Source organism: Pseudomonas sp. Tof1 (assembly GCF_055390395.1).
In genome coordinates this window covers 6,392,700-6,410,648 of record NZ_AP024344.1, presented here as the reverse complement: position 1 = coordinate 6,410,648, position 17,949 = coordinate 6,392,700, and the positions used below count along the sequence as shown (strand labels likewise).

12 protein-coding genes and 2 pseudogenes are annotated in these 17,949 nt (G+C 64.3%); 5 read left to right on the top strand and 9 right to left on the bottom strand.

Annotated features, from left to right (window positions below; genetic code table 11):
* Positions 1-201 precede the first annotated feature (201 nt).
* From creB to creD, 3 genes and pseudogenes are all read left to right on the top strand, one after another.
* On the top strand, positions 202-882 hold the full coding sequence (gene creB, locus ACZ5KU_RS28915; protein ID WP_054058620.1) for a two-component system response regulator CreB: 681 nt from the start codon (positions 202-204) through the stop codon (positions 880-882).
* Positions 882-2,300 carry a two-component system sensor histidine kinase CreC gene (gene creC, locus ACZ5KU_RS28910; protein ID WP_054058607.1) on the top strand — a complete coding sequence of 473 codons (1,419 nt, stop codon included), beginning with the start codon at positions 882-884 and terminating at the stop codon, positions 2,298-2,300. The genes creB and creC overlap by 1 nt, the downstream gene beginning before the upstream one ends.
* Positions 2,301-2,387: 87 nt before the next feature.
* Positions 2,388-3,760 (top strand): annotated as a pseudogene (gene creD, locus ACZ5KU_RS28905) (cell envelope integrity protein CreD).
* 144 nt (positions 3,761-3,904) lie between these two features.
* On the opposite strand, the gene ACZ5KU_RS28900 reads toward creD, so the two are convergent.
* The 8 genes and pseudogenes from ACZ5KU_RS28900 to ACZ5KU_RS28865 all read right to left on the bottom strand — a co-directional run bounded on the left by ACZ5KU_RS28900 (position 3,905) and on the right by ACZ5KU_RS28865 (position 13,865).
* Positions 3,905-5,197: an MFS transporter gene (locus ACZ5KU_RS28900; RefSeq protein WP_416770778.1), complete on the bottom strand. Its 1,293-nt coding sequence runs from the start codon at positions 5,195-5,197 to the stop codon at positions 3,905-3,907.
* Between the two features lie 332 nt (positions 5,198-5,529).
* Positions 5,530-5,709 (bottom strand): hypothetical protein, encoded by a 180-nt coding sequence (locus tag ACZ5KU_RS28895; RefSeq protein ID WP_054064632.1) that lies wholly within the window; start codon positions 5,707-5,709, stop codon positions 5,530-5,532.
* On the bottom strand, positions 5,706-6,830 hold the full coding sequence (locus ACZ5KU_RS28890) for a PepSY-associated TM helix domain-containing protein (RefSeq protein WP_464736589.1): 1,125 nt from the start codon (positions 6,828-6,830) through the stop codon (positions 5,706-5,708). The genes ACZ5KU_RS28895 and ACZ5KU_RS28890 overlap by 4 nt, the downstream gene beginning before the upstream one ends.
* A gap of 61 nt (positions 6,831-6,891) precedes the next feature.
* A complete protein-coding gene (locus ACZ5KU_RS28885; RefSeq protein WP_464736588.1) occupies positions 6,892-9,321 on the bottom strand; it encodes a TonB-dependent siderophore receptor in 2,430 nt (809 codons plus the stop codon).
* 201 nt (positions 9,322-9,522) lie between these two features.
* Positions 9,523-10,503 carry a FecR domain-containing protein gene (locus ACZ5KU_RS28880; RefSeq protein WP_464736587.1) on the bottom strand — a complete coding sequence of 327 codons (981 nt, stop codon included), beginning with the start codon at positions 10,501-10,503 and terminating at the stop codon, positions 9,523-9,525.
* The gene (locus ACZ5KU_RS28875; RefSeq protein WP_419737375.1) at positions 10,500-11,018 is read right to left on the bottom strand and encodes an RNA polymerase sigma factor; all 519 of its coding nucleotides are present in this window, start codon (positions 11,016-11,018) and stop codon (positions 10,500-10,502) included. The genes ACZ5KU_RS28880 and ACZ5KU_RS28875 overlap by 4 nt, the downstream gene beginning before the upstream one ends.
* Positions 11,019-11,227: 209 nt before the next feature.
* Positions 11,228-11,935 (bottom strand): 3'-5' exonuclease, encoded by a 708-nt coding sequence (locus ACZ5KU_RS28870; RefSeq protein WP_054058347.1) that lies wholly within the window; start codon positions 11,933-11,935, stop codon positions 11,228-11,230.
* Positions 11,932-13,865, bottom strand: a pseudogene (locus ACZ5KU_RS28865) (putative nucleotidyltransferase substrate binding domain-containing protein). The gene ACZ5KU_RS28870 and the pseudogene ACZ5KU_RS28865 overlap by 4 nt, the downstream one beginning before the upstream one ends.
* A gap of 318 nt (positions 13,866-14,183) precedes the next feature.
* Between ACZ5KU_RS28865 and ACZ5KU_RS28860 the strand changes: the two are divergent.
* Positions 14,184-14,627 carry a response regulator gene (locus ACZ5KU_RS28860; RefSeq protein WP_054058345.1) on the top strand — a complete coding sequence of 148 codons (444 nt, stop codon included), beginning with the start codon at positions 14,184-14,186 and terminating at the stop codon, positions 14,625-14,627.
* 113 nt (positions 14,628-14,740) lie between these two features.
* Here ACZ5KU_RS28860 and ACZ5KU_RS28855 read toward each other — a convergent pair whose 3' ends face one another.
* Positions 14,741-16,918, bottom strand: coding sequence for a malate synthase G (locus ACZ5KU_RS28855; protein ID WP_054058344.1), 2,178 nt, complete (start codon positions 16,916-16,918; stop codon positions 14,741-14,743).
* 453 nt (positions 16,919-17,371) lie between these two features.
* On the opposite strand from ACZ5KU_RS28855, the gene ACZ5KU_RS28850 reads away from it, so the two are divergent.
* Positions 17,372-17,890: a glycine cleavage system transcriptional repressor gene (locus ACZ5KU_RS28850; protein WP_054058343.1), complete on the top strand. Its 519-nt coding sequence runs from the start codon at positions 17,372-17,374 to the stop codon at positions 17,888-17,890.
* Positions 17,891-17,949: the final 59 nt, after the last annotated feature.

Sequence of the window (17,949 nt, the reverse complement as noted above, 5' to 3'; positions counted from 1 at the left end):
GGTTTTCGCGAGCAGAGGTCGGCATGGTGTGGACTCCGTTCAAGGGCGAAAATACTCTGCCGAGTGTTGGCTGTTTCCGGGCTCTTGCCTACTAGCAGAACTATCAGGCTCGCGCCCCTGCTCACAAAGCCAGCCCCGGCCGATTGACGGCGCGACACGCCTGCGGCACCGTTGCGCGATCACTCCCAGCGCTCGGACGCCATGCCCCATATCCTGATTGTCGAAGACGAAGCGGCGATTGCCGATACCCTGATCTATGCCCTGCAGGGCGAGGGGTTCACCACCACCTGGCTGAACCTCGGCGCCGCCGCGGTGGAGTACCAGCGCACCACGCCGGCCGACCTGCTGATTCTCGATATCGGCCTGCCGGACATCAGCGGCTTCGAAGTCTGCAAGCAACTGCGGCGCTTCACCGAAGTGCCGGTGATCTTCCTCAGCGCCCGTGACGGTGAGATCGACCGGGTGGTGGGCCTGGAGATCGGCGCCGACGACTACGTGGTCAAGCCCTTCAGCCCGCGGGAAGTGGCGGCGCGGGTGCGGGCGATACTCAAGCGTGTGGTGCCCCAGGCGCCGGCGGCGGTGGTCGACGAGCGTTTCGTGGTCGATCACGAACGGGTGCAGATCAGTTACCGCGGCCAGGTCCTGAGCCTGACCCGCCATGAATTCCGCCTGCTTGCCTGCCTGCTGGAACAGCCCGAGCGGGTATTCAGCCGCGAGCAACTGCTCGATGCCGTCGGGGTCGCGGCGGATGCCGGCTACGAGCGCAGCATCGACAGCCACATCAAGAGCCTGCGGGCCAAGCTGCGGCTGGTGGCCAGCGCGGCCGAACCGATCCAGACCCACCGCGGCCTGGGCTACAGCTACAGCCCGAGTCACAGCTGATGCCGCTGGGGCTGCGGATCTTCCTCGTCTACTTCCTGTTCGTCGGCCTGACCGGCTATTTCGTGCTGAGCACGGTGATGAAGGAAATCCGCCCCGGGGTGCGCCAGTCCACCGAGGAGACCCTGGTGGACACCGCCAACCTGCTGGCGGAAATCCTCCATGATGACGTCAAGTCCGGCACCCTCGGCCAGAGCCGCCTGCCCGAGGTGCTCAAGGCCTACGGCCAGCGCAAGCCGGCGGCGAACATCTGGGGCCTGCCGAAGAACCAGGTCAACCACCGCATCTATGTGACCGATGCCAAGGGCATCGTCCTGCTCGACTCTGCCGGGTTGGCCCTCGGCCAGGATTATTCGCGCTGGAACGACGTGTACCTGACCCTGCGTGGCGAGTACGGTGCGCGCTCGACCCGCTCCGATCCCGACGACCCGAATTCGTCGGTGATGCATGTCGGCGCGCCAATCACCGACCACGGCCAGATCATCGGCGTGGTCACCGTGGCCAAGCCCAACAGTTCGCTGCAGCCCTATGTCGATCGCACCGAGCATCGGCTGATTCTGTGGGGCGCCGGGTTGATCGCCCTGGGCCTGCTGTTCGGTGCACTGCTGTCCTGGTGGCTGAGCGCGGCCCTGCGCCGGCTGACCGCCTATGCCCAGGCGGTCAGCGAAGGCCGACGTGCCGAGCTGCCGCATTATCGCGGCGGAGAAATGGAGCAGTTGGCCAATGCCGTGGAACACATGCGCACACAACTGGAAGGCAAGGCCTACGTCGAGCGTTATGTGCATACCCTGACCCACGAACTGAAAAGCCCGTTGGCGGCGATCCGTGGGGCTGCGGAGCTTTTGCACGGCGAGATGCCGGACGCCCAGCGCGAGCGTTTCGTCGGCAATATCGAGAACGAGAGTGCGCGGATGCAGCAGTTGATCGAACGGCTGCTGAACCTGGCGCTGGTGGAACAGCGCCAGGTGCTGGAAGAGCAGGTCGAGGTGCCGCTGGCGGCATTGGTCGACGACGTGCTGCAGGCCCAGGCCGCCCGTATCGAGCGGGCCGGCTTGCAGATCGAACGCCGGATCGCTGCGCACGTCAGCGTGTTCGGCGAGCGTTTCCTGCTGCGCCAGGCCATCGGCAACCTGCTGGAGAACGCCCTGGACTTCACCCCGGCTGGCGGGACGATCCGCTTCGCCGCCGAGCGCGAGGGACAGCTGTTGCGGTTCAGCCTGTTCAACCAGGCCGAGGCGATTCCCGACTACGCCCTGCCACGCCTGAGCGAACGTTTCTACTCGCTGCCGCGCCCGCAGAGCGGCCGCAAGAGCACCGGGCTGGGGCTGAACTTCGTCGAGGAAGTGGTGAAGCTGCACGGTGGCGAACTGCGGATCGGTAATGTCGAGGGTGGGGTCGAGGTGACGTTGCGCCTGCCCTGAATCTCCACACAGTCTCCACATGGGCTCCATCAACGCCCCATAAGGAGGCTCCAGACTCTCTCCCATTCCAATCAGGGAGAGAGACCCATGAACCGCAGTCTGGCAATAAAATTCGGGGCGATTGCCCTGCTGATGCTGTTGTTGCTGATCCCGTTGATGATGATCGACGGCTTGATCGGCGAGCGGCAGTACCTGCGTGACGGTGTCCTGGAAGATATCGCCCGCAGTTCCAGCAACAGCCAGTTGATCAGCGGTCCGGTGCTGGTGGTGCCCTATCGCCAGACGGTGCGCGAGTGGAAGACCGACGCCAAGGGCAAGCGTACCCAGGAGAGCAAGGAAGTCAGCGGGCGGCTGTACCTGCTGCCGGAGCGTTTCGTCCTCGATGGCACGGTCCAGACCGAGCGCCGTGCGCGCGGGATCTATGAGGCGCGGCTGTTTCACGCCAATAACCATATCAGCGGCACCTTCGTCGTGCCGCCACAGTTGGGCATCGACGAGGGTTTCGCCGATTACCGCTTCGACGAGCCCTATCTCGCGGTCGGTATCAGCGATATCCGGGGTATCGAGAACGCCCTGACGCTGCAGTTGGGCGACCGGCAACTGGAGTTCATGCCGGGAACCCAGGTGAGCTGGCTGGGCGATGGTGTGCATGTGAACCTGCCGCGGGTCGACGGTCGGCTGCAGCAGCGCCTGGACTTCGAGTTCGATCTGGCGCTGCAGGGCACCGGCCAGTTGCAGGTGATTCCGGTGGGCAAGACCAGCAACGTGCACCTGGCCGCCGACTGGCCGCACCCGAGCTTCATCGGCAACTACCTGCCGACCCAGCGTGAAGTGGGCGAACAGGGCTTCACGGCCAACTGGCAGACCTCGTTCTTCTCCACCAACCTGCATGAAGCGATGGGCAATTGTGTGGACACCAACGATTGCGAGGCTTTCAAGTCCCGCAGTTTCGGGGTGAGCCTGATCGATCCGGTGGATCAGTACCTGAAGTCCGATCGGGCGATCAAATATGCATTGCTGTTCATCGCCCTGACGTTCGCCGGTTTCTTCCTGTTCGAAGTGCTCAAGCGCCTGGCGGTGCACCCGATCCAGTACGCTTTGGTGGGCGTGGCGCTGGCACTGTTCTACCTGCTGTTGCTGTCGTTGTCGGAGCACCTGGGGTTCGGCCTGGCGTATCTGGTGTCGGCGGGGGCCTGTGTCGGTCTGATCGGTTTCTATGCCTGCCACGTGTTGCGCAGCCTGGGGCATGGGCTGGGTTTTGCGCTGGCGCTGGCCGCGCTCTACGGCCTGCTGTACGGATTGTTGAGCGCCGAGGACTATGCATTGCTGATGGGCTCGCTGCTGCTGTTCGGCCTGCTCGGCGTGTTCATGGTGCTGACCCGCAAGCTGGACTGGTACGGGGTTGGTTTGGCGAAGGGGGCGATGACCTGCCGGTCGCCGGCGAGGTGGCCCATGAGTAGGTCGCTGGGGTTGCGCGAGGACCAGCAGTGGGGGATGGAGTTGGCACGGCTTATCCGCGAAGGCGCCCTTGAAATGGCCAAGAGCTTCGCGGCGGTTCGGCGCCCCGAACCGCCGCGAACAGGCCCTTGAGCCTCACATGAGGGCTACGCCGTGGCGGGAGTGCCGCTCAGCGTCGGTTCATTCGGCGCCGGCTTGAGCGGCCGGGCCACGTTCCACACCAGCAGCGCGGCGACGATGTCGAAGATTGCCAGCACCACGAACAGTGGGCTGTAGCCGACCTTGGTGACCATGATGCCCAGCAGCATGGTGAACAGTGCCGCGCCGAAGTAGCCGAACATGCCGCCGACCCCGGTGGCGGTGGCCACTTCGTTCTTGCCGAAGGAGTCGGAGGTGATCGCGTACAACGCGCCCGACAGGGTCTGGTGGGCAAAGCCGCCGACACAGAGCAGGGCGATGGCGGTGTAGGGGCTCTCCACCAGGCCGATGCAGGCCGGGCCGATCATGCAGCTGCAGCCGAGAAACATCACCATCTTGCGCGAGGTGAACAGGCTGACCTTCAGGTGCTTGTGGAAGAACGGGCTCAGGTAGCCGCCGAGGATACAGCCGAGGTCGGCAGCGAGGAACGGCAACCAGGCGAACATCGCGATTTCCTTGATGTTCATGTGCCGTTCGGTCATCAGGTACAGCGGAATCCAGGCGTTGAAGGTCTGCCAGGCCGGTTCGGAGAGAAAACGCGCGCTGGCGATGGCGAAGAAGTTGCGGCTGATGACGACTTTCTTCCAACTGCCCTTTTTCGTGCCGGTGTCCTTGAAGTGTTCTTCCTGGCCACTGAGGATGTAGTCGCGCTCGGTGTCGCTCAGGCGCTTCTGGTCCCGCGGGTGCTTGTACAGCCACAGCCAGGTCAGGCTCCAGACGATGCCCAGGGCGCCGACGATGATGAACGCCAGTTGCCAGCCGCTTTGCAGGATCGCCCAGACCACCAGCGGCGGTGCCAGCAGTGCACCGAAGGACGAGCCGATGTTGAACCAGCCGATGGCGACGGAGCGCTCCTTGGCCGGGAACCACTCGGTGGTGGTCTTGACCGCCGCCGGCAGGCCGGCGGCCTCGGTAACGCCGAGCAGCCCGCGCACGAACGCCAGGCCCTGCCAGCCGCTGGCCAGGGCCGCCGCCGCGCAGGCCAGGGACCAGGCGATAGCGAAAATCGCGAAGCCCAGCTTGGTACCGATGGCGTCGACGATGTAGCCGGCGATCGGCTGCATCAGCGCATAGCCGATCTGCCAGGCGACGACGATATGCGAGTACTGCTCGGTGGAAACGCTCATCTCGCTCATCAGCGTCGGTGCGGCCACCGACAGCGTGTTGCGAGCCAGGTAGTTGACCATCAGGCCACAGGTGACCAGGCCGATCATCCACCAGCGGATGCCTTTGATTTTCATCACTTCACCCTTGTTGTTTTTGGAGTCGAGGGAGTGCGCAGCGCCCCGCGTTCGAACGGCAAGCCGGTTCACGAGGGGCATCAGGAGGGCGGCGAATGGGCCGGGTGTGCAAGGCGCAGGGGCCTGCCGAGGAAGCCATGAGTCCGATCATTTGCGTTGACACTCTTTGAATTATTTTTATTGGAGCGAATTTGTTTCGTTGTATGTCGTCGTATGACTTGTGCCTTTATAAGGACTGTCGAGAGTGGATGTCAATTGTGATTTCAATAAAAAAGCGCCTCTTGGGGTTTTTGACCCGTGGGCGCTTCTGATGTTGTCGTATGACTCGGCGGTCAGCGGCGTCGCAGCAGAGCCTGGATGCCGATGAGGGTTGGCACGCCCAGGCCCAGCCAGCTCAGCGTGTCCCACAGGCCGTCGCCGAGCAGGGCGGTGAACAGGCCGGCGGCCGTGAGCACGGCGATCAGCAGCGGGATGGCGAAGACCTTCCAGAAACTCGACACTCGCGGTTTCATCGGCTGGTCTCCGTCGTCACGGTGGCCCTGGCGTGGCGGCGGACCCACCACAGGTACAGGCCGCTGCCGAGCACGATGATGGTCAGCACGTCGAGCAGGGCCCAGAGGATCTTCATCGGCAGGCCGCCGTAGTCGCCGAAGTGCAGCGGCTGCGACATGCCCATCGCGTCCATGTACCAGGGCCTTTCGGCCACTGCGGTGACCTGCAGGTTGCCGGCGTCGATCAGCACCGGCGTCAGCAGGTGCGAGGTCAGGTGGCTGGCGCCCTTCATGAACACCGCGTAGTGGTGTTCGCTGGAGAAGCGTGTGCCGGGGAAGGCGATGAAGTCCGGTTGCATGCCGGGCGCGGCCTGTTCGGCGATCTTCAGCAGCTCGCTGGCCGGTGCGCGGAGGGTCAGTGGCGGGGCGTTGCGGTAGGGCTCGACCATGGCGGCGAGGCTTTCGTTGCGCCAGGCGTCGATGATCAGGTCGGCGCAGGCGCTGATCACACCGGTGATGCCGACCACCAGGCACCAGGTCAGCGTGACGATGCCGATCAGGTTGTGCAGGTCGAGCCAGCGCAGGCGCGTGGACTTGTCCTGGCGCACGCTGGCGAACTTCAGGCGGCGCATGAACGGCAGGTACAGCACCGTGCCGGAGACCAGTGCCAGTACGAACAGCACGCCCATGAACGCCAGCAGCAGTTTGCCGGGCAGGCCGGCGAACATGTCCACGTGCAGGCGCAGCAGGAACAGCGTCAGCCCGCCGTTCGCCGCCGGTGTTTCCAGCGCCTCGCCGGTGCGGGCGTCGAGCAGGAAGGAATGGGACGAGTTGGGTTCGGTGCCGGCGGTGGCGGCCATGATCGCGATCACCCCGTTCGGGTCATCGTCGTCCCAGGCCAGGTACTGCAGGGCTTCGCCTGCGCGATGGGCCTGGGCGGCCTGGACCAGTTGCTCCAGGTTCAGTCGTGGAGTGTCGGCGGGCATCTGCCGCAGCTCGGGTTCGTTGCCCAGCAGATGATCGATTTCATGGTGGAAGACCAGCGGCAGCCCGGTCAGCGCCAGCATCAGCAGGAACAGGGTGCAGATCAGGCTGGTCCAGGTGTGGATGAAGGACCAGCGGCGGATGGTTTGGCTTTTCATGGCTTTCCCAAATGCGAAAGGGTCACGGTTGCCCGTGACCCTTGTTTCAACGCCTGGCGGTTTACCACTTGTAATTCACGCTGGCGACCACACTGCGCTGGTCGCCGTAGTAGCAGTAGTAGCTGTCGCAGGTGGACAGGTATTCCTTGTCGAACAGGTTGGTGGCCTTGACCGCCACGGTGGCGCCCTTGAGGGCGTTGTCCACGCGGCCCAGGTCGTAATGGACCGAGGCGTCGAACACCGTGTAGGCGTCGGCCTTGCCCAGCCAGGTGTTGGCCTGGTCGCCATAGGTGTTGCCGGTGTAGCGGGCGCCGGCGCCAATGCCGAAGCCGTCGAGCAGGCCGCTGTGCCAGGTGTAGTCGGTCCACAACGAGGCCTGCTGCTCGGGCATCCGTTGCAGGCGGTTGCCCTTGTAGAGGCCTTTCTGTACTTCGGACTTGGACAGGGTGTAGCTGGCGATCAGCTTGAGGTTCTCGGTCACGTCGGAGGTCGCTTCCAGTTCCAGACCCTTGACCTTCACTTCGCCGGTCTGGCTGGTGACCGAGACATTCCCGACCATGTCGGTGACCTGGACGTTTTTCTGGGTCAGGTCGTAGACCGCGGCGGTGAGCAGGGTGTTGCTGCCTGGCGGCTGGTATTTCACGCCCAGTTCCCATTGCTTGCCTTCGGTCGGCTTGAAGGTTTCGGTGGGCGAAGCGCTGGCGTTGCTGGCCGGCTGGAACGACTCGGCGTACGACAGGTAGGGCACCACGCCCGAGTCGAACACGTAGCTGATTGCCGCGTTGCCGGTGAACGCCTTGTCACGCTGGGTGTTGGTGACGTCGTTCTTGTTGAAGTAGGTGGTGCCGCTGTGGACCCAGTCCTCACGACCGCCGAGGGTCAGGCGCCATTGGTCCAGGGCCATCTGGTCCTGGATGTACAGGCCGGTCTGGTTGGTTTTCTGGTTGTAGTCGTAGTAGGCGGTGGAACGTGCCGGACGGGTGATCGCCAACCCGTAGGTCGGGTTGTTCACGTTGATACCGGGCGCGCTGCCGAAGATCGAGGTGTAGGTGGTATCGCTGCGCTGGTGGTCCAGGCCGAGCAGCAGGGTGTGGGCGATGTCGCCGGTGTTGAAATTGCCCTGCAGGTTGTTGTCGACGGCGATCTGGCCGATGTTTTCGTCGGTGCTGGTGGTGGTGCGCGAAGACAGGTTGCCCTGGTCATCCACCAGCCCATAGGGATAGGAAGTGGGTGTGATGGCCTGGAAGTGCAGCTCGGACTTGGTATAACGCAGGTTCTGGCGGAACTGCCAGGTGTCGTTGAAGCGGTGCTCGAAGGCGTAGCCCAGCGAGTAGTACGTGCGGTCGTAGTATTCCCAGTTCGGGTCGCCGAGGTTCTTGTCGCGGGAGATGTCGCCAAATGGCATCTTGATCTTGGTGCCCTGGATCGGCCGGAACTGGCTGGTCATCCCGGTATCGTCGCGGGTGAACTGCGACAGCAGGGTCAGCCGGGTGTCGGGGTCGATGTTCCAGGTCAGGCTGGGGGCGATGTTGTAGCGCTTGTCGTCGATCTTTTCGATCTGGGTACCGCCGTCGCGCACCACGCCGCTGAGGTTGTAGAGGAACTGGCCGTCGTCATCGATCTTGCCGGTGCTGGCGAAGTTGATCTGGCGATGGTTATCGGTGCCGTACTGCACTTCGATTTCATGGCTGGCTTCGGCGCTGGGGCGACGGCTGACCATGTCGATCAGGCCGCCTGGCGGGGTCTGGCCGTAGACCGAGGAGGCCGGGCCGCGCAGCAGGGCGACGCGATCGAGGTTCCAGGTTTCCATCTTCGGGTTGGCATACACGCCCTTGGGCAGGGGCAGACCATCGAGGAACTGGGTCGGTTCGAAACCGCGCACCAGCAGCCAGTCGGCGCGGCTGTCGCTGCCGAAGCTGCTGGCGACGATGCCCGGCATGTAGCGTACGGCGTCGTCGAGGTTCTGCACGTTGCGCTGTTTCATCTGCTCGCGGGTCGCCACGGAGATCGAGCGTGGCGCCTCGACCAGCGCGGTGTCGGTCTTGGTGCCGGCTGCGGTGCGGGTGGCCACGTAGCCTTCGACCGGGCCCCAGGCGCTTTCTCCAGTGCCCTGGCCGGTGATATTGGTTTCCGGCAGGGCCAGCGCGCCAGTGGTAACAGGGACCAGGGTATAGGTCCCGGCACCGCTCTGCACCAGTTGCAGGCCGGTGCCGTTCAATGCGGCATGCAGGGCGCCGAGGGTGTCGAATTGGCCCTGGACCGGTGCCGAGGTCTTGCCGGCGGCCAGGGCCGGGTCAAGGCTCAGCACCACGCCCGCCTGGCTGGCGATCTGGCTCAGCACGGCGCCCAATGGGCCGGCCGGCAGGTTGTAGGCGCGCACGCTGGAGGCCTGTTCGGCGGCGATCAGCGTCGGGCTGAGCAGCGGCGTGCCGAGAGCGATGGCGGCGGCCAGGAGACTGGGGCGGAGCAGGGTATCGAGCGTGCGGGACATGGGCGGATTCCTGAATGGAAATGTTTCTCACTGCCTATGGGCCGGACGAGATTCGAAAAGTGATAGGGCTGATTGAAAATAATTTAGATTCACGTCGGCACTCAGGATGAACACTGTCCTCCCGTGGGGATAGGTGCGGGGCATTCCGTGGCCGGTGAGGGGGATGATCGTTCCCGGATGGGAACGATCAGGTGTCTGCATTCAGGGCTTGGTATCGGCCTTGGCCTGCACCGTCACCCACCACTGCGTGTGTCGCTCGATCTGCACCGGCAGGGTCGGCAGCAGCGCGGTCAGCGCCAGGTCGGTGTCGTGCAGCGGGAAGCTGCCGGTGATCCGCAGGTCGGCGACTTTCGGGTCGACGCCGAGGTGGCCGCGGCGGTAGCGGCCCAGTTCGTCGAGCATGTCCGCCAGGCGCACGTTGTCCACCACCAGCATGCCGCGGGTCCAGGCGTCGGCGCCGGGGGCCAGGGTTTGCAGCGGGCCCAGGCGGTCGTGCTGCATCAGCACCTGCTGGCCTTCACGGAGGATCTGCTCGTCAGGCTGCGATTCGGGGCGGGCGGCCACTGCCGATTGCAGGACGCTCAAGCGCGTGCCCCGGTCTTCGCGCTTGACCAGGAAGCGCGTGCCCAGAGCGCGCATGCGCCCGTCGCCGGTCTCGACGATAAACGGACGGGCATCGCCATGGCCGGTCTCGATGAGGATTTCGCCGTCACGCAGCACGACCCGGCGGGTCTTCTCGTCGAAACGCACATCCAGCGCACTGTGGGTGTTGAGCTGGATGACAGTGCCATCGGCCAGGTGCAGGGTGCGCTGCTCGCCGGTGGCGGTGCGCTGGTCGGCCAGCCAGTAGTCGATCGGCAGGAAGCGGTTGCCCAGCAGCAGGGCCAGGCCGCAGGCCAGCGCCACGCTGGCCAGGCCGCTGCCGAGCTTGCGCATCCGCCGGTGCGCACCGTCACGGGATTTCAGCAGGGCGCTGCGGGCCGGCGCGCTGGTGCCGCTGAAACGCTGGTCGAGCATGCCCAACTGGCTCCAGGCCCGGGCGTGTTCCTCGTCGGCCGCGTGCCATTTCTCGAACTCGGCCTGTTCCACGACACTGTGGCCGCTGCCCTCCAGGCACAGTTGCCAGGCAATGGCGGCATCGAGGACGCGGGCCGATACCGGTTTGTGACTGAACGGGTTCATGTCGGCTCGCCATACAGTGCGATGTAGCACTGACGAATGCCCTGGGCCAGGTACTGGCGTACGCGGGGCACCGAGACGCCGAGTTTTTCTGCAATTTCGGCGTGGCCCAGACCGTCGAGGCGGTTGTAGAGGAAGGCTGCGCGGGCCTTGCTCGACAGCTTGCCGAGCATCTGGTCGATGGCCTTGAGGTCCTCGAGGATCGACTGCTGTTCTTCCAGGGACGGCTGTTCGTGCTCCGGCAGCAGCATCAGTTCGTTGAGGTAGGCCTGTTCCAGGGCCGCCCGGCGGAAATGGTCGAACAGCAGGCCCTTGGCAATCGCCACCAGGAACGCCTTGGGTTCGCGGGGAGCCCTGAGTTCGTCCCGTCCGAGCAGGCGCACGAAAGTGTCCTGGCTCAGGTCCTCGGCGCGTTGCGGGCAGGCAATGTTGCGTCGCAGCCATGCCAGCAGCCAGCTGCGATGGTCGCGATACAAGGCGCCAACAAGCTCATGGTGCGGGCTTCGGACTGACGACACGGGATTACCGACAGGAAGTTTAAATTAACGAGAATTATTCGCGATTGTGTCAGGGTGCCGGGAAAGGTGCAATGGCTGCTGGTCGGATTGCCATCATCCGGGTGTGGTCGTCAGAGCCGGCCTCTTCGCCGATGGAGCCGGCTCCCACAGTGCCACCGTCGCTCGCAGGATTAATGCACGGCGTGAGAAGAAGAATACGCCGCGTCGCGTCAGAAGGACGGTGCCTGCTGCCGTCGCTTCCACTGGCCCAGCCGCTGTTGCAGGGCCAGCGGACTGTCCAGTTGCTGCCGCCGTGCCCGGCTGAACAGGATCAGCGCCAGCTCGGCGGTGGCCAGGGCATCGGCGCTGGCGTGGTGGCGCTCCTCGACCTGCAACTGGAAGTGGCCGATCCAGTCGTCCAGCCCGGCCTCCCGGAAATGCGCCTGGGGGCACAGCAGCGGGGCCAGGTCGGCGATATCGAGAAACGGATGCTGCAGGCGATAGCCCAGACTTTCCTTCAGTGCGCGGCAAAGCATGTGCTGGTCGAAGGGGGCATGGAACGCCAGCAGCGGACTGTCACCCACGAACGCCATGAAATCCAGCAGTGCCTCGACCGGGTCGCTGCCGGCCGCCAGTGCGCTGGGTCCCAGGCCGTGGATCAGCACACTGGGGCTGACGGTCCGCTCGGTGCGTTGCAAGGTCCGTTCGAACGACTGGCCCAGGTCGATGGCGCCATCCTCGATCGCCACCGCGCCAATCGAGATCACCTGGTCGCGGTTCAGGTTGAGCCCGGTGGTTTCCAGGTCGACCACGACCCAGCGTTGTTCACGCAGCGAGCATTCGCCCAGCGGTGCCGCCGCCGAGAGCCGTTGCAGGCGCTCCTGTTGCCCGGCATCGAGCTGTGGCGCGTTGGCCCTGAACCAGGAGAACAGGCTCATAGCTGATACCGCAGGGTCAGGCTGGCTTGCAGGCGCTGGGCCTGGCGCAGCGATTCGCGCAGGATGCGCCGGTCCAGGTGATTGAGGCTCTCCGGATCGACCCGGTTGGAGTAGGGCAGGTTGCTGCGGGTCTGCAATTGATGCTGCTGCATGCGGGTCTGCTGGATGAAGTGATAGGCCTCTTCATAGGCGGCACCGTCGAGCGGGTCGATCACTTCGCGGGCTACCAGCTGTTGCAGGCGTTCCAGGGTATTGTTGGCCTCGATGCCGTTGGCCAGCGCCAGCAGGCGGGCGCCGTCGACGAAGGGCGTCAGGCCCTGGATCTTCAGGTCGAGGGTGGCCTTGTCGTTGCCCTTGCGGCTGAGCACGAACTCGCGGAAACGCCCCACCGGTGGGCGGTTGCGCAAGGCGTTCTCGGCCATCATGCGCTGGAACAGGCGATTGTCGGCGACCTGGGCCAGAATGCCCTGGCGCAGTTGCTGGCAGGCCTGCTCTGCGCCCCAGACCACCCGCAGGTCGAAGTAGATGCTCGAACCCAGCAGGTTTTCCGGGGTGGCCTCGCGAATGAAGGCGGCGAAGCGCCGGGCCCATTCGGCGCGGGAAAGGCACAACTCGGGGTTGCCGGCCATGATGTTGCCCTTGCACAGGGTGAAGCCGCACAGCGCCAGGCTCTGGTTGATCTGCTGGGCCAGCGGCAGCAGCTTGCCGCGGATCTCGGCGGCATGCGCGGCGTCGCGGGCCTCGAAGAGGATGCCGTTGTCCTGATCGGTGTGCAGGGTCTGTTCGCGGCGGCCCTCGCTGCCGAAGCACAGCCAACTGAACGGTACGCCCGGGTCGCCGCGCTCGGCCAGGGTCAGTTCGATCACCCGGCACACCGTGTGGTCGTTGAGCAGGGTGATGATGTGGGTGATCTGGGTCGAGGAGGCGCCGTGGGCGAGCATGCGTTCGACCAGTTGGCCGATCTCGCCGCGTATCGCCACCAGGTTTTCCACTCGGGCGGCCGTGCGGATGGTACGGGCCAGGTGCACCAGGTCGACCCGTTGCAGGGAAAACAGGTCGCGCTCGGACACCACGCCGCACAGCCGCTGGTCCTTCACTAGGCAGACATGGGCGATATGCCGCTGGGTCATGGCGATCGCCGCGTCGAAGGCGCTGTGCTCCGGGCTCAGGGCGAAGGGGGCCTGGGTCATGTGCCGCTCGATGACCTGGTTGAAGTCGCTGACGCCATCGGCGACCACCTGGCGCAGGTCGCGCAGGGTGAAGATACCCAGTGGAGTCTTGTTTTCATCGACCACCACGATGCTGCCGACCTGCTGCTCGTGCATCAGGCTGACCGCTTCGCGCAATGGCGTGAGCGGGCCGCAGGTGACCGGATGACGCATGGCCAACTCGCCCAGCCGGCTATTGAGCGAGTACTGGGTGCCGAGGGTTTCCACGGCCTTCTGCTGCACCTGCTGGTTGACCTGGTCGAGCAGGCTGCTGACGCAGCGCAGGGCGAAGTTGCGGAAACAGTCGGAGAGCGAGAACAGCTTGATGAACGCCGGCTTGTTCAGTTGCAGGCAGAAGGTGTCTTCGCCCGCCAGGTGCTCGGTGCGGGTCGCGCGTTCGCCCAGCAGCGCGGCGAGGGGGAAGCATTCGCCGGTGGCGATTTCGAAGACGGTCTGGGTGCCACCCTTGGCCGTGTGCGGGCGTTCGCCGACGATGCGCCCCTGCTTGACGATATAGAAGTGCTCCACCGGGCCGTCGGCGGGTTTGATGATGCTCTCGCCCTGGCTGTAGAAGCGCAGCTGGCACTGCTCGACCAGGTAGGCCAGGTGGGCGTGTTCCATCTGGTTGAAGGGGGGAAACGTTGCAGGAACTGCATGGTGCCGTGGATGTTTTGCAACACCGCGGTCTTCCCTGCCTGGGTGAAGGCATCCGCTTTGCTCATAACCGCTATCGCTGTTGTCCGTTGTTGTTATCGGTTTCTGTCGCGAGCTGTCGCTGTGTTCACCCATGGTCGGACGCTTGTTGGCGGGTGCCCATTGGACGTAAGTCTAGGGTCCGTAGGAAATATTCCTGATCTCCGCAGGGCCAGCACCAGGGGTGGCCCCGTCAATTTGGGAAATAACCTACAGTTAACTCGTTGGGTTCTTGATGCTGAACCTCTTGGAAAACTTTCCGACGAAGTGCACATTGAGCAGCCGTAGAGCGATGTCTGAGCACAGTGCCAGGGTATTTGGATGGCCAAGGGAAGCCAGAGAAGCGTATGACCGACCACGATATTTTGAGCGATGCCGAGCGTGAGGCGTTACTTCAGGTGATGCATGCTCCCCAGTTGCCCGCGCAGCGTGTGCTGATCGTCGATGACGACCAGGACGCCCGCGAGCTGTTGTCGGAGATTTTTGCCATCAATGGGATCAATTGCCTGACCGCCGCCAGTGGCAGGGCGGCGTTCGAGGTGCTGGAAGCCAACCGCTCCATCGGCTTGATGATTACCGACCTGCGCATGGCCGACGATGGCCTGGACCTGATCCGCAAGGTGCGCGGTTCGGAGCGCGCGACATTGCCGATCATCATTGTCTCCGGCAATGCCCAGGTGCGCGATGCCATCGATGCCATGCACCTGAGCGTGGTGGACTTCCTGCTCAAGCCGATCAATGCCGACCATCTGCTGAAGCTGGCCCGGCGCGAGCTGGGCATGGTGGCCTGATCGGCACTGGGGCCGCCCGCGAATGGGCCGGTAACCGGGGTAGGTTGGCGAGCCCGGAAATGAAAAAGCCCTGACCGTTCCGGCCAGGGCTTTTTCGTTGCGCTAGCGCGTGATTACAGGCCGTTGCGGGCCTTGAACTCGCGGCGGCGGCGGTGCAGCACCGGCTCGGTGTAGCCGTTCGGCTGCTTGGTGCCTTCGATCACCAGCTCGACTGCCGCCTGGAAGGCGATGTTGCTGTCGAAGTCCGGTGCCAGCGGACGGTACAGTGGGTCGCCGGCGTTCTGCCGGTCAACCACCGGTGCCATGCGCTTGAGGCTTTCCAGCACCTGGGCTTCGCTGACGATGCCGTGGCGCAGCCAGTTGGCGATGTGCTGGCTGGAGATGCGCAGGGTTGCGCGGTCTTCCATCAGCCCGACGTCGTTGATGTCCGGCACTTTCGAGCAGCCGACGCCCTGGTCGATCCAGCGCACCACGTAGCCGAGGATGCCCTGGGCGTTGTTGTCCAGCTCGTTGCGGATCTCCTCGGCCGACCAGTGGGTGTCGCTCGCCAGCGGGATGCTCAGGATGTCGTCCACCGACGCGCGCGCGCGTTTGGCCAGTTCGGCCTGGCGGGCGAACACGTCGACCTTGTGGTAGTGCAGCGCATGCAGCGCGGCCGCGGTCGGCGACGGAACCCAGGCGGTGTTGGCACCGGCCAGTGGGTGGGCGATCTTCTGTTCGAGCATCGCCGCCATCAGGTCGGGCATGGCCCACATGCCCTTGCCGATCTGCGCGCGGCCTTGCAGACCGGTGCTCAGGCCGATGTCGACGTTCCAGTTCTCGTAGGCGCCGATCCACTTCTCGGCCTTCATGGCAGCCTTGCGCACCATCGCGCCGGCTTCCATGGAGGTGTGGATTTCGTCGCCGGTACGGTCGAGGAAGCCGGTGTTGATGAACACCACGCGCTCGCTGGCGGCCTTGATGCAGGCCTTGAGGTTGACCGTGGTGCGGCGTTCCTCGTCCATGATGCCGACCTTGAGGGTGTTGCGCGGCAGGTTCAGCACTTCCTCGATGCGCCCGAACAGTTCGTTGGTGAACGCCACTTCCTCGGGGCCGTGCATTTTCGGCTTGACGATGTAGATCGAGCCGGTGCGGCTGTTGCGGCGCACGGTGTTGCCGTTGAGGTTGTGGATTGCCGCGAGGCTGGTGACCAGGCCGTCGAGGATGCCTTCGGGCACTTCGTTGCCCTGGCTGTCGAGGATCGCGTCGATGGTCATCAGGTGACCGACGTTGCGCACGAACAGCAGCGAGCGGCCGTGCAGGCTCAGTTCGCTGCCGTCGACCGCGGTGTAGCGGCGATCGGCGTTCATGGTACGGGTGAAGGTGGTGCCGCCCTTGGCGACTTCTTCCGCCAGGTCGCCCTTCATCAGGCCGAGCCAGTTGCGGTAGATCACCACCTTGTCATCGGCATCGACGGCGGCGACCGAGTCTTCGCAGTCCATGATGGTGGTCAGCGCGGCCTCCATCAGCACGTCCTTCACGCCGGCGGCGTCGGTCTGGCCGATGGGGCTGGTGGCGTCGATCTGGATTTCGAAGTGCAGGCCGTTGTTCTTCAGCAGGATGGCGCTCGGCTTCTCGGCAGCGCCCTGGAAGCCGATCAACTGGGCATCGTTGCGCAGGCCGCTGTTGCTGCCGCCCTTGAGGGCGACCACCAGCTTGCCGGCAACGATGCTGTAGCCGGTGGCATCGACATGGGAACCTGCGGCCAGGGGGGCGGCTTCATCGAGGAAGGCGCGGGCGAAGGCGATGACCTTGTCGCCGCGGACCTTGTTGTAGCCTTTGCCCTTTTCCGCGCCACCGGCCTCGCTGATGGCGTCGGTGCCGTAGAGGGCGTCATACAGCGAACCCCAGCGGGCGTTCGAGGCGTTGAGGGCGAAACGGGCGTTCATCACCGGGACGACCAGCTGCGGGCCGGCGGTACGGGCGATCTCGTCGTCGACATTCTGGGTAGTGGCCTGGAAATCCGCCGCTTCTGGCAGCAGGTAGCCAATGTCTTGCAGGAAGGCTTTGTAAGCCACGGCGTCGTGGGCCTGGCCGGCTCTCGACTGGTGCCAGGCGTCGATGCGGGCCTGGAAATCATCGCGTTTGGCGAGTAGGGCTTTGTTCTTCGGCGCCAGGTCGTGGATGACCTTGTCGGCACCGGCCCAGAACTGGTCCGCAGTCAGACCGGTGCCGGGAATGGCTTCGTTGTTCACGAAGTCGAACAGGACTCTGGCGACCCGAAGGCCACCGACTTGAACGTGTTCAGTCATTGCTTGCCTCACTCTGCTCAGCTATTCAGCTCTTCTATTTAAAGCCTTGCGTGCTTCTCTAAACACAGTACCAGAACATGCCCTCGCGGACGGCTGGGCTGGCCCCGCCAACCTTGGCCGGTGGGGCTTTCCGTGATTTCACAGGCACTCGGGCGAACATCCATCCAAGGTTATGTAGTGCGCGCTGGGGCATACTACATGATGCATTGCGGTTGTGAAAATCAGACTAAATACGTCGTTCTGCGACCAATCGGTTCTGTCTGGTCACGCAGCAGGTCTTGATGTTCTCAAGAAATGCATGGGTTGTTCCATAAAAATCTGAAAATGGTACACAATTTGTTGTCTGCGATTGGATATGCCCGGTGGAGCGCTTCCTGAATGTGAAAGCGCCAGCCCGGTCATCGCCTGGCTCATTGCCTATACTGGATCGATGAACCGCCAGAGGGCTGCCCCGTGGACCATCTCGTACTGACTGTATTCGCCCCGGACAAGGCCGGCCAGGTCGAACGGATCGCCCAATGCATCGCCGCCCACGGCGGCAACTGGCTGGAAAGCCGCCTGTCGCGACTGGCCGGGCAGTTCGCCGGGATCCTGCGCATCGGCGTGCCGGCCGAAGCCCACGATGAACTGATCGAAGCCCTGCAGGCACTCTCCAGCCAGGGTATCCGCGTGCTGATCGCCGAAAGCGGCATCGAGCAGTCCTGCACCTGGAAACCCATCGCCATGGAACTGGTGGGCAACGACCGCCCCGGCATCGTCCGTGATATCACTCGCCTGCTCAGCGAGCAGGGCGTCAATCTCGAACGGTTGGTGACCGATGTCCGCCCGGCGCCGATGAGCAGTGAGCCGCTGTTTCACGCCGAAGCGATTCTGGCGGTGCCGTTGACCCTGTCCCTGGAGGGCCTGCAGGCGAGCCTGGAAGCCCTGGCCGACGACCTGATGGTGGAGCTGGTGCTGCGCAGTGAAGGCTGAACCGGTTTATCCAAGTTAACCGGGGACGGGCCTGTGGATAAGCTGGGGAGACACGGCGC

Bases quoted from the DNA above. Each gene is read 5' to 3' on its own strand.
- creB (WP_054058620.1), top strand. From the start codon at position 202: ATGCCCCATATCCTGATTGTCGAAGACGAAGCGGCGATTGCCGATACC.
- creC (WP_054058607.1), top strand. From the start codon at position 882: ATGCCGCTGGGGCTGCGGATCTTCCTCGTCTACTTCCTGTTCGTCGGC.
- ACZ5KU_RS28900 (WP_416770778.1), bottom strand. From the start codon at position 5,197: ATGAAAATCAAAGGCATCCGCTGGTGGATGATCGGCCTGGTCACCTGT.
- ACZ5KU_RS28895 (WP_054064632.1), bottom strand. From the start codon at position 5,709: ATGAAACCGCGAGTGTCGAGTTTCTGGAAGGTCTTCGCCATCCCGCTG.
- ACZ5KU_RS28890 (WP_464736589.1), bottom strand. From the start codon at position 6,830: ATGAAAAGCCAAACCATCCGCCGCTGGTCCTTCATCCACACCTGGACC.
- ACZ5KU_RS28885 (WP_464736588.1), bottom strand. From the start codon at position 9,321: ATGTCCCGCACGCTCGATACCCTGCTCCGCCCCAGTCTCCTGGCCGCC.
- ACZ5KU_RS28880 (WP_464736587.1), bottom strand. From the start codon at position 10,503: ATGAACCCGTTCAGTCACAAACCGGTATCGGCCCGCGTCCTCGATGCC.
- ACZ5KU_RS28870 (WP_054058347.1), bottom strand. From the start codon at position 11,935: ATGAGCCTGTTCTCCTGGTTCAGGGCCAACGCGCCACAGCTCGATGCC.
- ACZ5KU_RS28860 (WP_054058345.1), top strand. From the start codon at position 14,184: ATGACCGACCACGATATTTTGAGCGATGCCGAGCGTGAGGCGTTACTT.
- ACZ5KU_RS28855 (WP_054058344.1), bottom strand. From the start codon at position 16,918: ATGACTGAACACGTTCAAGTCGGTGGCCTTCGGGTCGCCAGAGTCCTG.